We start from the raw sequence: 13,617 nt of genomic DNA on the forward strand, positions 1-13,617 counted from the left end.
CAACAGGCATGTAGAATATTTCTTTTGCGACTTGAAAATGCCCGGAGCGAATCTGACCAGGCGGTTATGGCGCTATCATGCCAGTTGATTCACTCGCTCGAATTGACATGGATCATGTCCCCCATAAGGCGGCTCGGCTCTGAGGGAGTAACCCCAAAGGGGTAGTAGGCGAGACGCTGCATGGCGACACGCAAAGGGGAAGCAGGCGCTGCGAGGGACAAGGCGAAGGCGGGGCGCATGACCGCTGATGCGGCATGGCGCCCCGCCTCACTGGCGGACTTGGCCGCCGGGGTGCTGGATCGTGGGGTTACATCACCGGCTCGACCAGGAAGTCAACCGCGGCCTGTACCTCCTCGTCGCTCAGGCCCATCTGGCCGCCCTTGGGCGGCATGGCGCCGAAGCCCTCGATGGCATGGGTGTAGAGAGTATCGATGCCCTGTTCCACGCGGGCAGACCAGGCGTCGGCGTCGCCGCGAATCGGGGCGCCGGCGGCACCGGTCATGTGGCAGGCCATGCAGGCCTGATTGTAAACGGCTTCGCCGTCGGCCTCCGCCTGGGCGGTGGCGGCAAACGCCAGGGCGGCGGTGCCGGCGAACAGGGCGGCAGTCAACTTCTTCATGGTTTCTCCTGTTTCTTTTGGTTCACGGTGAAGCCAGTGCGGAGCGAGAGCTCGCTGACATCTGGTTACGTTAGAGCGCCATGACGAATCTTGGCACACTCAGTTGGAACTGGTGGCGATCTGCATCAAGCGGGCGAGTTGTGGCTGCCGCTTGCCGAGCATGTCGGCCAAGGTATATTGGTCGAGGACGCCCATGAAGGCGTCCATCGCCTCATTGAGAATCGGCTTGAGCCGGCAGGCCGGCGTGATGACGCAGTCGTTGCTGTCGCGGAAGCACTCTACCAGGCCGAGTTCGTGCTCGGTGGCCCGCACCAGTGCGCCGAGGGTGATCTCTTCCGGGGCGCGGTTGAGCAGGAGGCCGCCGTTCTTGCCGCGGATGGTGGTGATATAGCCGCGATGGCTGAGATCCTGCACCACCTTCATCAGGTGATTGCGCGAGACGCCGAAGCTCTCCGCGATTTCATGGATCGTGGAGCGCTCCTCGCCCTTGACGGCGAGATAGATGAGCACGCGCAGCGCATAGTCGGTGTAGCGGGTCAGGTGCATGGCAAGTCCGAAAGTGGCTTGATAAGCATCAATTAAAGTATGCTAGAACCTTCTTATCATAGCAGTGCTCACCTGATGGCGTTCGCTTCCTCGGGGTGTGGCATCGGGTCGCGTCAGTACGAAGGTGACAACGCAACAGAAGATCGCTGCCGTTGTGATCAGGACATGGTTGGGCGCGCTACCCAGCCATAGTAACAGCCAGCTCAGGGCCAGCAGAACCGCCGTCAACCACTTGGCACGCCTGGGAACGGCCAGCTGGTGCCGCCAGGCCTGCAGAATCGGCCCCATCCGTGGATGCTGCCACAACCAGTGCGCCAGGCGCGGTGACGCCTTGGGCGCCGCCCAGGCGGCCAGTAGCAGGAACGGCGTGGTCGGCAGTAGCGGCACCACCAGACCGGCGGCTCCCAGGCCGATACTGACATAGGCCAGTGTGCGCCAGCCAAGGCCTACCAAAGTGTTTCTCATGGCATCCTCGCGATAGGACAGCGAAGCGGTTTTCAGCAACGCCTCTAAGTAGTATTTTATATACATGTTTAATGTTCTTGCCAAGTCCGGCATCGATGCGGCCGACGCCGTTGCCCTCCGGCTCCCCGCCTGGCGCTGGCTGTTCCCGCTGGCGGCGCTGCATGCCGCCCTGATGGCGCCGCTCTCCCTGCTGGCGCTGTTCCATGGCTGGGCGCCGGTGCAGCTGGCGTCGCCGGCGGCCCACGCTCGCGAAATGTTGTTCGGCTTCGCCCTGGCGGTCATCGCCGGCTACCTGCTGGGACCCCTGCCGCGGCGCCAGCTGGGCATGCTGGTGGCCTTGTGGCTGGTGGGGCGGCTGGGCGTGCTGGACTGGCCGGGGGCGGTCGTAGCCTCGCTGGCCGATGGTGTGTTCGCCCTGTGGCTGGCCGCCCGCCTGGTGCCGCGCTTCATCGCCGCCAAGAAGTGGCGCAACCGGCTGCTCTCGCCGCTATTGGGCATGCTCTGTCTGCTGGCGGTGGTGACCCTGACCTGGCGCTACCTCGACGACATGCCGACCACCGCACCCCTGATGCACCAGAGCGTGCTGTGGCTGGTGCTGCTGATGACCTTCATGGGTGGCCGTGTCATCGCGCCGGCGGTCAACGGCTACCTGATCCAGACTTGCCGTCAGGCCGGCGCCGGCGTGCAGCCGCGCATCGAGGGGGCGCTGATCGTGCTGCTGGGGCTGGCGGCCTTTCTGGCGCCGTGGGAGCCATTGCATCCGCTGGCAGCCCTGCTGGTGCTGGCGTCGGGCGTGCTGGTGCTGTGGCGCATCCGTGGCTGGCAGCCGGTCCGATGTCGTGCCAGGCCCGACCTGCTGGTGCTGATGCTGGGCTACGCCTGGATCGCCATCGGGCTGGTCCTGCTGGCCCGCAACTGGTGGGCGCCACAGCACGCCAGCACGGCGCTGCACGCTTTCACCGTCGGGGCGCTGGGTACGCTTGCCAGCGGCATCATGCTGCGCCACGTGATTCTGCGGGCGAAACGCCGCCCTGAGCAGGAATGGGCGCTGCTGCCCCTGGCCGGGCTGTTCGCCGTGGCGGCAGTGCTGCGGCTATGGGCGATCGAGGCCGGCAGCGCCTGGCTGGCGCTGCTGTGGGCCTCGGCCCTGAGCTGGGGCCTGGGCTGGCTGCTGGTGGCCTGGCGGCTGCGCCGCTGGCTGAGGCTGGTGGACGCGATGCCGGCCGCGACGCGAAACCGACAAACTTGACCCGAGACAAGAGAGGGGCGAGCTGTCGAGACGGTGCCAGCGGCCGGTGTCATACTCACAGGCATTGGCATGGCACGCTCCATGCCGTGGTTTCAAGAGGCTGTTCCGATCATGCAAGACGATCTGCTGTTCAACCGCCCGCTGGTGGAGAAGTACGACCGCCCGGGTCCCCGCTATACGTCCTATCCGACCGCACCCCAGTTCCACGCGGCCTTCGCCGAGGACGACTACCGTGCCGCCGCAGAGCGCAGCAACCGCGTCGCCGCGCCCAAGCCGCTGTCGGTCTACGTGCACATCCCGTTCTGCAAGAGCCTGTGCTACTACTGCGCCTGCAACAAGATCATCACCCACAACACCGAGCGGGCGGCCGAATACCTCGAGTGGCTGAAGCAGGAAATCCGCGTGCAGGGGGCGCTGTTCGACGAGACCCGGCGCATGACCCAACTGCACCTGGGCGGCGGCACCCCCACCTACCTCAGCAACGCCCAGCTCGGCGAGCTGATGGCGGCCCTCGATGAGGCCTTCCACTTCGCCGAGCCTGCGGCGCGGGAGTTTTCACTGGAAGTCGATCCACGCACGGTCACGCCAAGCCAGATCCACGAGCTGCACGGCCTCGGCTTCAACCGGCTGAGCTTCGGCGTCCAGGATTTCGACCCCGACGTGCAGAAGGCGGTCAACCGCGTGCAGAGCGAGGAGCAAGTCATCGAGCTGGTGGCCGCCGCCCGTGAGGCCGGCTTCCAGTCGGTCAGCGTCGACCTGATCTACGGCCTGCCGCTGCAGACGGTAGCCAGCTTCGACGCCACCCTGACGAAGATCATCGCCCTGCGCCCGGATCGTATCGCCGCCTACAGCTATGCCCACCTGCCGGAGCTGTTCAAGGCCCAGCGCCTGATCCGCCCCGAGGACATGCCGCCGCCGGAGCGTAAGCTGGAGCTGCTGGAATTGACCATCCGCCGCCTGACCGCGGCCGGCTACGTCTACATCGGCATGGATCACTTTGCCCTGCCCGAGGACGAGCTGACTCTGGCCAGGGAGAACGGCACGCTGCAGCGCAACTTCCAGGGCTACTCCACCCACGCCGACTGCGACATGATCGGCCTGGGCATCACCTCCATCGGCAAGGTCGGCGACAGCTACAGCCAGAACGTCAAGGAGACCGCCCAGTACCAGGCGCGCCTGGAGAGCGGGCGGCTGCCGGTGATGCGCGGCTATCGCCTCAACGACGACGACCGCCTGCGCCGCGACGTGATCAACGCGCTGATGTGCCACGGCCACATCGATTTCGCCGCCATCGAGGCGCGCCACGACATCGCCTTCCGCGACTACTTCGCCGATGCCCTCGGCGAACTCGAGGAGATGCAGGGGGACGGCCTGCTGACGATCCGCGACGACGCCATCGAGGTGCTGCCCGCCGGGCGCCTGATGATGCGCAACATGGCGATGGCCTTCGACGCCTACCTCAGGCCCAACGAGGGCCGCTTCTCACGGACGGTGTAAGCCACCGCAAAGGACCAGCGGCGTCTGGTGACGCCGCTCGGTTGCCGCTTGGGGGCGGCCTTGTACGCCTCTCAGGCAGGGAGCGAGAGGGGCAACGCCAAGGTTTCGCTTGTGGGGCGATACTTGCGCATGATGTAGCGCAGGCGCTGCATCACGTCGAGGTTGGCCGACTCCATTTTCGCCAGTGCCTGCATGGCCGCATGCGTCTCGCCGGCGTGGAACCGCCTGACGGCTTCGATCGCCTGCCGATGCACTTCGCGATGCGGCAGCTCCAAGGCGCGGAAATCCTCGTCATCGCGGAAGCGAGCGCTGCCAGTACCGGCGTAGTACCAGCGCCCCAGCGCACATTGGGTCTCGTCGGGCAATTCGTCCGCCGTGGCTGAAGAGAGCCCCATCAGGATGCGATAGACCGCCAGCTTTACCTCGAGCTCCTCCAGGTTGGCCAGTTCCACTTCGCTCAGCATGGCGGAAAAAGCCAGGGCCTGGCTGCTCTCCTCACTCAGCGACAGCAGATGCTCGGTTCGTTGCATCACCTGGCTGGCCTCGCTGCTCAGCCGCTCGGCTTCGCTGGCATTATGGTGCATGGTCGAGTCCACGCTGCCCGTCTGGGCGAGGATGTTGCCGGTCAATCCGCCGATCTGCTCGGTGGCACCGCCGGTGCGTGTGGCGAGCTCGCGGACCTCGGTGGCCACGACGGCGAACCCGCGCCCGGCATCGCCGGCACGAGCGGCTTCGATGCTGGCATTGAAGGCCAGCAGCGTGGTCTGCAGCGATATCTCCTCGATGAGATGCACGAAGTCGCCGATTCTGTCGGCATCACCGCGCAGCGTGCTGACTTGTTCGGCGGCGCGGCCGATACGCTGATTGAGGCCGCGCAGCTCCTCAACCATGCCGGTTAGGGCTTGCTGGCTGTGCCGCGATTCCTGTGCGGTATGGTCGCTCACGCGCTGGTTGCTGACGAGTAGTCCGGAAAGCTCCGAGAAGGACTCGCGCAGGGCGACCAGCGAATGGCCGAAGCCGGTGAGGTTGGTGAAGAGCTGATGGTGGATTTGGCGCTCCGCCTCGAGATTCTCGACGCGAGCCTGCAAGCGTTCTCGCTCCTGGAGGAGTGCTGCAGTGTCGCCAGCCCCGGGCTGGGCTCGTTGCCAGAGTCGCATGGCGTCTCCTGTCGTCAGGTAGGACTCATCGAATGGGGAGAGACGCCCGCCTGACGGCGGGCGAGGGGCGAGCATGAGAGCTTCAAACGCGTTCGAACAGCAGGTTGTTCTCCAGATGGATGTGCTCCATCAGGTCTTCGCGGAACTCGCGCAGGCCGGTATAGAGGGCACGCCAGGTGGTACAGGCGCCCTTGGGCGGGGTGATGTCGTCGGTGAGCCGCATCACCTGCTCGAGGTTCTCGCCGTGGTCGTCGTGCTCGTGGCGCATTACCGCGATCGGTCCCTGGGCCTGGGCGCCGAGGCCGCGGCGCAGCATGGGGAAGAGGATCTGCTCCTCCTTCTGCATGTGGCTCTCCATTTCCTGATAGATCACCAGCAGCAGGTCGGCGAGGCCGTTGGGGCAGTTGTCGCGGTCGCCGTGGACCTGCTCCACCCGCCGCGCCATGCGGATCAGCTCGGGGAGCTGTTCGCGGTGCACGTCGTGATAGCGGGTAAGAATGTGATCGATCAGCTCGTCGTTGCTGGCCTCACGCCAGTCGCGCTGTTCGCTGCTGACGGCCGGCAGCGCCTCGAGCTCGGCAATCAGCTTGTCGAGGCGCAGGCCGGCGCGCTCGGCCGCCTGCTGCAGGCTGATGCGCCCGCCGCAGCAGAAGTCGATGTTGTGGGTATGGAAGACACGGGTGGCGCCGGGCAGCGACAGGGCGATGCGGCCGACGGTCTGTTCGAGCAAATTCATGGTGGTACTCCTCGAAGGGTGAAGGACACCCTGCCTAGAGCAATCGGCGTGCCAGTTCTGATTTTTCAACAACTTGTGGATTTAATGGTAAAAAATACCCTGTTCAGGTAAGGTGTTTTTCACCTCGTTTGGGTAGATTCCACCATGCTTGATCACTCGCTTCTCGCCGACCTCGCCGCTGACCTGCCCAGTGCCGTGCGCCTGCAGCGCCTGGTGCGCACCCTGCGCGAGGGCTTCTGCTGCGGCGCGGTGTGCCTGCTGCGACTGCAGGACGACGTGCTGGCCCCGGTGGCCCTGGACGGCCTGGTGCGCGAGGCGCTCGGCCGGCGCTTCGAGGTGGCACGCCATCCGCGCCTGGCGGCGATTCTCGCCAGCCGCCGTTCGACCCTGTTTCCGCCGGATTCGGCCCTGCCCGACCCCTACGACGGCCTGGTCGAGCAGCAGCCCGGCGAGCCCCTCCACGTGCATGACTGCATGGGCATCAGCCTGCACGTGGAGGGCGAGACCTGGGGCGTGCTGACGCTGGATGCGCTGTCGGCCGGTACCTTCGACGAGGCGGCCTGCCTCCTGCTCGAGCGCTATGCCCTGCTGGCCGAGGCCGCGGTACGGGTCTCGCGCCTGGAGCAGGAGGTGCGGGCGCTGCGCATGGCGCACCAAGGCGCGCACGCGCATGCCGAACCGCGAGAGGGAGGCGAGATCCTGGGCCACAGTGCGGTGCTGCAGCGCCTGCTGCGGGAGCTCGACGTGGTGGCGGACGCCGACCTGCCGGTGCTGCTCAGCGGTGAGACCGGCGTGGGCAAGGAGCTGTTCGCCCGGCGCCTGCACCAGCGCTCGCCGCGCCGTGAGCAGCCGCTGATACAGGTCAACTGCGCGGCGCTGCCCGAGACGCTGGCCGAGAGCGAGCTGTTCGGCCACGTGAAGGGGGCCTTTTCCGGCGCCACCGCCGACCGGGCGGGGCGCTTCGAGGCCGCGGACGGCGGTACGCTGTTCCTCGACGAGGTGGGCGAGCTGCCGCTGGCGATCCAGGCCAAGCTGCTGCGTGCGCTGCAGAACGGCGAGATCCAGCGGCTGGGCGAGGATACCCCGCGCCGGGTCGACGTGCGCATCATTGCTGCCACCAACCGTCATCTGGCCGACGGCGTGCGCGACGGCCACTTTCGCGCCGATCTCTATCACCGCCTGTCGGTCTACCCGGTGGCGATCCCGCCGCTGCGCGAGCGCGACAGCGACGTGCTGGTGCTGGCCGGTCACTTCCTCGAGATCAACCGGGCCCGGCTCGGGGTGCGTAGCCTGCGCCTGGCGGCAGCGGCGGAGGCGGCGCTGCTCGATTACCCCTGGCCGGGCAACGTGCGTGAACTGGAGCACGTGATCAGCCGCGCGGCGATCAAGGCGCTGGGCCAGGGCGCACGACGCGACGACATCGTCACCCTCGTGCCAGAGTGGCTCGACCTGCCCGTCGGCCAGCCGGCCGGGGCCCCGGAGCCCTGCGTGCCGGAGGCGGCCGAGGCGGGGCCGACGCTCAGGGCGCAGGTCGCCGAGGTGCAGCGCCACGCCATCCGTCGCGCCGTGGCGGCCTGCGACGGTAGCTGGGCGAAGGCCGCCCGCTCCCTCGAGGTCGATCCCAGCAACCTGCACAAGCTGGCCAGGCGGTTGGGAATGAAGTAGCCTTCGGCTTTTCAAGACTGTCTGTCTGGTTATATACTGAACTATCTAGTATTCCATTTTTGAATATATCTTTGTTCCGGACGCTCATATGCAGCTTCAGTTCGAACGGGTCACCAAGTCCTTCGGCGACCTGAGGGTGATCGACACTTTCGACACCACCATTCGCGACGGCGAGATCGTTGCCCTGGTCGGCCCGTCCGGCTGCGGCAAGTCGACCCTGCTGCACATGGTGGCGGGCCTGCAGTCGGCCACCGAAGGCGAAGTGCGAGCCGACGGCAAGCGGGTCGAGCGTCCGGCGCCCGAACGCACCCTGGTGTTCCAGGAGCATGCGCTGTACCCGTGGATGACGCTCAGGCAGAACGTTGCCCTGGCGCTGGAGTTCCAGGGACGACCGGCGGTCGAGGCACGCCGGCAGGCCACCCAGTGGCTGGCCCGAGTCAAGCTCGACGGCTTCGAGGAGTACTATCCGCACCAGGTCTCGGGCGGCATGCGTCAGCGCTGCGCGCTGGCCCGGGCCTTCATCGCCCGACCCAAGGTGCTGCTGCTCGACGAACCCTTCGGCGCACTGGACGCCCTGACCCGGATGACGCTGCAGAGCGTGCTCAAGGAGCTGATCGAGGAGGAGCGCCCCACCGTGGTGCTGGTGACCCACGACGTCGACGAAGCGCTCTACCTCGCCGACCGCGTGCTGGTGTTCAGCCATCGCCCGGCGCGGGTGCTCGAGGCGTTCAACCTCGGCCACATCCCCAAGACCCACGACCTGTCCGCCTTCGCCGATATCCGCCGGGAGGTGCTCTCCCTGCTCGGCATCGATACCCAGGCCGAGGCAACCGAACGTCAAACCGAGAAAGGAGACGTGCAATGACACGCTGGCTCATCGCTCCCCTGCTGTCCCTGCTGCTCGCCGCCCCGCTGTCCGCTGCCGAATCGCTGCGGGTCGGCTACGTGCGCGTGATGGATGACGCCCAGGTGATGCTTGCCCAGGAGGCCGGACTCTACGAGAAGTACGGGCTCGATGCCGAGCTGATCGAATTCAGCTCCGGTACCGATCTGATCAAGGGTATCGTCGGCGGCCAGCTCGACATCGGCGTGCTGGGCTTCTCCAACGCCTTCACCTGGGCCGGCCGCGGCGCCGACCTGCGCATCGTCGGCGGTGCCCAGCGCGGCTACCACGCGCTGCTGGCCCGCGAGGATGCCGGCATCGACGAGGTCGCCGACCTGGCCGGCAAGAGCCTCGCATCCCAGAAGCAGGGCAGTACCGCGGACATCGTACTCAAGGGCGTGACCCTGGCCGATGCCGGCCTGTCGCCCGATGATCTCAACATCATGGGCGTGGCCCCCTCGGTGGCGGTGCAGTCGCTGGCCGGCGGCCGCGTGGATGCCGCCTTCCTGTTCGAGCCCTATGCGCGCATCGCCCAGCTGCAGGCGCCGGTCAAGGAGATCTACGAGATCGGCGAAGTGTGGCCCTTCCCGTGCATGGTGGTGATCACCTCTGCCGAAACGCTGGAGAGCCGCCGCGACGTGCTGTGGGCGGCGATGGACGCCCAACGCGAGGCGATCGACATGCTCGAGAACTCGCCCGAGGAGGCCGCGCCCTACATCACTCACTACTTCGTCAACGACGACGTGATCGAGGCGCGTGACGGCAGCACCGTTTCCAGCGAGGAGGTGATCGCCCAGGCCATTGCCACCAACGACTTCAGCGCCGAACTCACCGACGATGACATCGCGCGCATGAAGGAGCTAGCCGAGATCATGCAGGACCAGGGCATCCTCGACGGCGAAGCCGCGTTCGACGTGGATGCGCTGCTCGATCTCTCCTGGCAGGAAGAGCGCGAACTGTGAGCATGGGCAATACCGCGACCGGCGTGGCCAGCAAGCGCGCCTACCTGCTGGCCATCGCCCTGATCCTGTTCTTCTGGCAGGTGGCCGCCTGGTTCCTGCCGAGCTTCCTGATGCCCGACGTGCACGTGGCGATGGTGCGCCTGTGGCGCGAGCTGGGCAGCGCCGAGTTCTACCATGGGCTCGGCAACAGCATGGGGCGGCTGGGCGCGGGCTATGGCGCGGCGCTGCTGGCCGGGATCGTGCTGGGGCTGGTTGGCGGTACGCTGAATGCGGTGCGCAGCACCCTCAAGGCGGCCATCATCATCCTGCAGTCGATCCCCTCGATCGCCTGGGTGCCGCTGTTCCTGATCCTGATGGGCTTCGGTAACATGCCGATCATCATCGTGGTGGCCGTGGGGGCCTTTTTCCCCACCGCGCTCAGCGTGATGAATGCCACCGAGAGCGTCGAGCGGGTGCATATCGATGCCGCCCGCGTGATGGGCGCATCGCGCATGCAGCTGCTCAAGCGCGTCTACTTCCCGGCGGTGACCCCCGAATTGATCACCGGCGCCCAGCTCGCCTTCGGCAACGCCTGGCGGGCCCTGATCTCGGCCGAGATGATCGTCGGCTTCAGCGCCGGGCTCGGCAAGTCGCTGGCCTACTCGGGCGAGATCGCCGACATGACCGGCGTGATGACCAATATTCTGGTGATCGCCGTGCTCGCGGCGGTCATCGACCAGGTCATTCTCGAGCGCATCAAGTACCGCCTGCTGCGCTACCAGTACCTCTGACGAAACACCGGCAAGCGTCGGTTGACGGCAACGAACCGGGGTGCCATGCGCGGCGCCCCGGTCCTTTTTTGCCGCCGGTCCTGCGAGCCTCGACTCCCTGCGTTGCCGCTTCACTGCTCTCCCGCCGTCTCCGCGTGCCAGCTTCCCGGCGCTGCCGCTTGGGGATCAGACAGTTACCCGAAGTATCATGGCTAGGGTTAAAATAACGTCTAGATGTGGTGCTTGCTCCGCCGGGCCTGACTATATATGGTAGCCAAGGCCCCGGCTGGGGCACTGGCACGAGCTTGACGCATATCAGTGCAGGCCGGCGGCGTCGGGCTTAGGATGATCGGTTTCATGGCCACCTGGCCGCACCGAATCCATGGGTTCGCTCCACCGGAGAGTCGCTATGCTTCCTCTTACTCTGTCGCGCTTGCCACGCCCCCCGGCCCCGACTCGACTGATTCGTGCCATCGATCCCCGCGTGCCGCTGGCGGTGAAGCGTCAACTGATCGAGCCGCTGCTCAACCGCACCTTCGCCGAACCGTTGGCAGAGGGCGAGTTCGATGTGCTCGAAGGGCGGCGCATCTCGCTGCACATCGAGGACCTGGCCGTGGCGCTGACGCTCACCCTCGAGGCGGAGCGCTTCCGTCTCAGCCCGGAGGCGGGCGAAGCCACCATTCGCGGCGGCTGGCGCGAGTTCCTGTGCCTGGCGACCCGGCGCGAGGATCCCGATGCGCTGTTCTTTCAGCGCCGGCTGGTGATCGAGGGCGATACCGAGCTCGGCCTGATGGTCAAGAACCTGCTCGATGGTCGCGAGGAGGGTCTGGCTCAGGGCCGGCTCGGGGAATGGCTGGCGCGCTTCGAGCGCATGGCGCGCCGGGAACGTTGAACGATTTGAACTTTTGACCCTTACTGGAGATCCCCTGCATGAGTACTTCCACCAAGGCCGTCAAGACATCCCACGAGGTGCCTATGCAAGCGCCCTCACGCGATATCTGGGACTCCAAGTATCGCCTCAAGGATCGTCATGGACGCCCCGTCGACAAGGACGTGGCAGCGACCTGGGACCGCGTCGCGCGCGCCCTGGCCGCGGTGGAAGGCGACAAGGCCGAGGAGTGGCTGCCCAAGTTCCGCTGGGCGCTGGAGAACGGCGCCATTCCCGCCGGGCGCATCATGTCCAATGCCGGCGCCGAGGACTACAAGCCGGCGGTGAGCCTGATCAACTGCACCGTCTCGCGCACCATTCGCGACTCCATGCACGACATCCTCTCCTCGGTGGTGGATGCCGGCATGACCCTCAAGGCGGGCTGCGGCATCGGCTACGAGTTCTCCACCCTGCGCCACAAGGGCGCCTTCGTGTTCGGTGCCGGCGCCGGCACCAACGGCCCGCTGGCGTTCATGGATATCTACGACAAGATGTGCTTCACGGTGGCTTCGGCGGGCGGTCGCCGCGGCGCGCAGATGGGCACCTTCGACGTCGGCCACCCCGACGTGCGCAGCTTCATCGAGGCCAAGCGCGAGGCGGGGCGCCTGCGTCAGTTCAACCTCAGCCTGCTGATCACCGACGAGTTCATGGAAGCGGTGAAGAACGACGCCGACTGGCCGCTGGCCTTCCCGCTGCACGCCGGCGAGAAGGATGACGTCAAGCCCGAGGACCTGATCTACCGCGACTGGCCGGTGATCGAGGACGACTACACCGTCGACGCCGAGGGCCGCGTGGCCTGTCGCGTCGTCGAGGTAATCAAGGCACGTGAGCTGTGGGACACCATCATGCGTTCCACCTACGACTTTGCCGAGCCGGGCTTCATCCTGATCGATCAGGTCAACCGCATGAACAACAACTGGTTCTGCGAGGAGATCCGCGCCACCAACCCCTGCGGCGAGCAGCCCCTGCCGCCGGAGGGCGCCTGCCTGCTCGGCTCGGTCAATCTGACCCGCTTCGTCATCGACCCCTTCGGCAAGAAGCCGCGCTTCGACTGGGAGCGCTACCGCCAGGTGGTGGCGATCTTCACCCGCATGCTCGACAACGTGGTCGAGATCAGCGGCCTGCCGCTCGAGGGCCAGCGCCGCGAGATCGAGGCCAAGCGGCGTCACGGCATGGGTTTCCTCGGTCTCGGTTCGACCCTGACCATGCTCAAGATCCCCTACGGCTCGCCGGAGTCGCTGGCCTTCACCGAGGAAGTGAGCCGCAACCTGGCCCTCGAGGGCTGGAAGCAGGCGCTGGAGCTCTCCCGCGAGAAGGGCATGGCGCCGATACTCGCCGAGGACTTCGAGATCACGCCGAAGATGATGCGCGAGCGCCCGGAGCTGGCGAAGGACGGCTACGAGATCGGCGACAAGGTGCCGGGGCGCATCCTGCACGCCCGCTACAGCCGCTACATGCAGAAGGTCGCCGAGGTGGAGCCGGAGCTGGTCGCGGCGCTCGCCGAACACGGCGCGCGCTTCACCCACCACAGCTCCATCGCGCCGACCGGCACCATCTCACTGTCGCTGGGCAACAACGCCTCCAACGGCATCGAGCCGTCGTTCTCGCACCGCTACTTCCGCAACGTGATCCAGTCGGGCAAGAAGACCAAGGAGCAGGTTGAGGTGGTGTCGTTCGAACTGGCGGCCTACCGCCACTTCATCGCCAGCGACGCGGTGGAGAGCGATCTGCCGGATTATTTCATCACCGCCGACGCGGTCAGCCCCAAGCAGCACGTGGCGGTACAGGCGGCGGCCCAGGTGTGGGTCGACTCGGCCATCTCCAAGACGGTCAACGTGCCCACCGAGTTCCCCTTCGAGCAGTTCAAGGACCTCTACCTGGACGCCTACGAGAGCAAGCTCAAGGGCTGCACCACCTTCCGCTTCAACCCCGAGGCGTTCCAGGGCGTGCTGGTGCGCGAGGACGATCTCAAGAACACCACCTACGTGTTCGAGCTGGAGAACGGCGAGACGCTGGAACTCAAGGGCGACGAGAAGGTGGTCTACGACGGCGAGGAGCACAACGCGGCCAACCTCTATGACGCACTGAAAGAGGGTACCTATGGAAAGTGGTAGCCGCTCGATCCGTTTCCGCGTCGTGAAGACAAGTATTGAAGGAGCCT

At 66.2% G+C, this 13,617-nt stretch carries 13 protein-coding genes; 8 read left to right on the forward strand and 5 right to left on the reverse strand.

What is annotated here, in order from left to right:
* Positions 1 to 307: 307 nt before the first annotated feature.
* The 3 genes from I4484_RS00810 to I4484_RS00820 all read right to left on the reverse strand — a co-directional run bounded on the left by I4484_RS00810 (position 308) and on the right by I4484_RS00820 (position 1,630).
* Positions 308 to 619, reverse strand: a complete 312-nt coding sequence (locus tag I4484_RS00810; RefSeq protein WP_197449182.1) for a cytochrome c5 family protein — start codon at positions 617 to 619, stop codon at positions 308 to 310.
* A 99-nt stretch (positions 620 to 718) separates the two neighbouring features.
* On the reverse strand, positions 719 to 1,165 hold the full coding sequence (locus I4484_RS00815) for an Rrf2 family transcriptional regulator (RefSeq protein ID WP_197449183.1): 447 nt from the start codon (positions 1,163 to 1,165) through the stop codon (positions 719 to 721).
* A 42-nt stretch (positions 1,166 to 1,207) separates the two neighbouring features.
* Positions 1,208 to 1,630 (reverse strand): YbaN family protein, encoded by a 423-nt coding sequence (locus tag I4484_RS00820; RefSeq protein WP_197449184.1) that lies wholly within the window; start codon positions 1,628 to 1,630, stop codon positions 1,208 to 1,210.
* Positions 1,631 to 1,694: 64 nt separating this feature from the next.
* On the opposite strand from I4484_RS00820, the gene I4484_RS00825 reads away from it, so the two are divergent.
* A complete protein-coding gene (locus I4484_RS00825) occupies positions 1,695 to 2,879 on the forward strand; it encodes an NnrS family protein (RefSeq protein ID WP_197449185.1) in 1,185 nt (394 codons plus the stop codon).
* Positions 2,880 to 2,990: 111 nt separating this feature from the next.
* Positions 2,991 to 4,376 (forward strand): oxygen-independent coproporphyrinogen III oxidase, encoded by a 1,386-nt coding sequence (gene hemN, locus I4484_RS00830; protein ID WP_197449186.1) that lies wholly within the window; start codon positions 2,991 to 2,993, stop codon positions 4,374 to 4,376.
* 71 nt (positions 4,377 to 4,447) lie between these two features.
* Here hemN and I4484_RS20945 read toward each other — a convergent pair whose 3' ends face one another.
* Positions 4,448 to 5,533, reverse strand: a complete 1,086-nt coding sequence (locus tag I4484_RS20945) for a methyl-accepting chemotaxis protein (protein WP_276571214.1) — start codon at positions 5,531 to 5,533, stop codon at positions 4,448 to 4,450.
* Positions 5,534 to 5,615: 82 nt separating this feature from the next.
* The gene (gene ytfE / locus I4484_RS00840; protein ID WP_197449188.1) at positions 5,616 to 6,269 is read right to left on the reverse strand and encodes an iron-sulfur cluster repair protein YtfE; all 654 of its coding nucleotides are present in this window, start codon (positions 6,267 to 6,269) and stop codon (positions 5,616 to 5,618) included.
* A 144-nt stretch (positions 6,270 to 6,413) separates the two neighbouring features.
* Here ytfE and norR point away from each other — a divergent pair, with 144 nt between their 5' ends.
* From norR to I4484_RS00870, 6 genes are all read left to right on the forward strand, one after another.
* A complete protein-coding gene (gene norR, locus I4484_RS00845; RefSeq protein ID WP_197449189.1) occupies positions 6,414 to 7,934 on the forward strand; it encodes a nitric oxide reductase transcriptional regulator NorR in 1,521 nt (506 codons plus the stop codon).
* Positions 7,935 to 8,022: 88 nt separating this feature from the next.
* Positions 8,023 to 8,799, forward strand: coding sequence for an ABC transporter ATP-binding protein (locus I4484_RS00850; RefSeq protein ID WP_197449190.1), 777 nt, complete (start codon positions 8,023 to 8,025; stop codon positions 8,797 to 8,799).
* Complete coding sequence (locus I4484_RS00855) at positions 8,796 to 9,779, forward strand: ABC transporter substrate-binding protein (RefSeq protein WP_197449191.1); 984 nt, start codon at positions 8,796 to 8,798, stop codon at positions 9,777 to 9,779. Before I4484_RS00850 ends, I4484_RS00855 begins: the two co-directional genes overlap by 4 nt.
* A gap of 2 nt (positions 9,780 to 9,781) precedes the next feature.
* Positions 9,782 to 10,549 (forward strand): ABC transporter permease, encoded by a 768-nt coding sequence (locus I4484_RS00860; protein ID WP_197449192.1) that lies wholly within the window; start codon positions 9,782 to 9,784, stop codon positions 10,547 to 10,549.
* A 388-nt stretch (positions 10,550 to 10,937) separates the two neighbouring features.
* Positions 10,938 to 11,420: an SCP2 domain-containing protein gene (locus I4484_RS00865; protein WP_197449193.1), complete on the forward strand. Its 483-nt coding sequence runs from the start codon at positions 10,938 to 10,940 to the stop codon at positions 11,418 to 11,420.
* Between the two features lie 38 nt (positions 11,421 to 11,458).
* Complete coding sequence (locus I4484_RS00870) at positions 11,459 to 13,570, forward strand: adenosylcobalamin-dependent ribonucleoside-diphosphate reductase (protein ID WP_197449194.1); 2,112 nt, start codon at positions 11,459 to 11,461, stop codon at positions 13,568 to 13,570.
* Positions 13,571 to 13,617 lie beyond the last annotated feature (47 nt).

The organism is Halomonas sp. SS10-MC5 (genome assembly GCF_015992245.1).
GTDB classification, from domain to species: Bacteria; Pseudomonadota; Gammaproteobacteria; order Pseudomonadales; family Halomonadaceae; genus Halomonas; species Halomonas sulfidoxydans.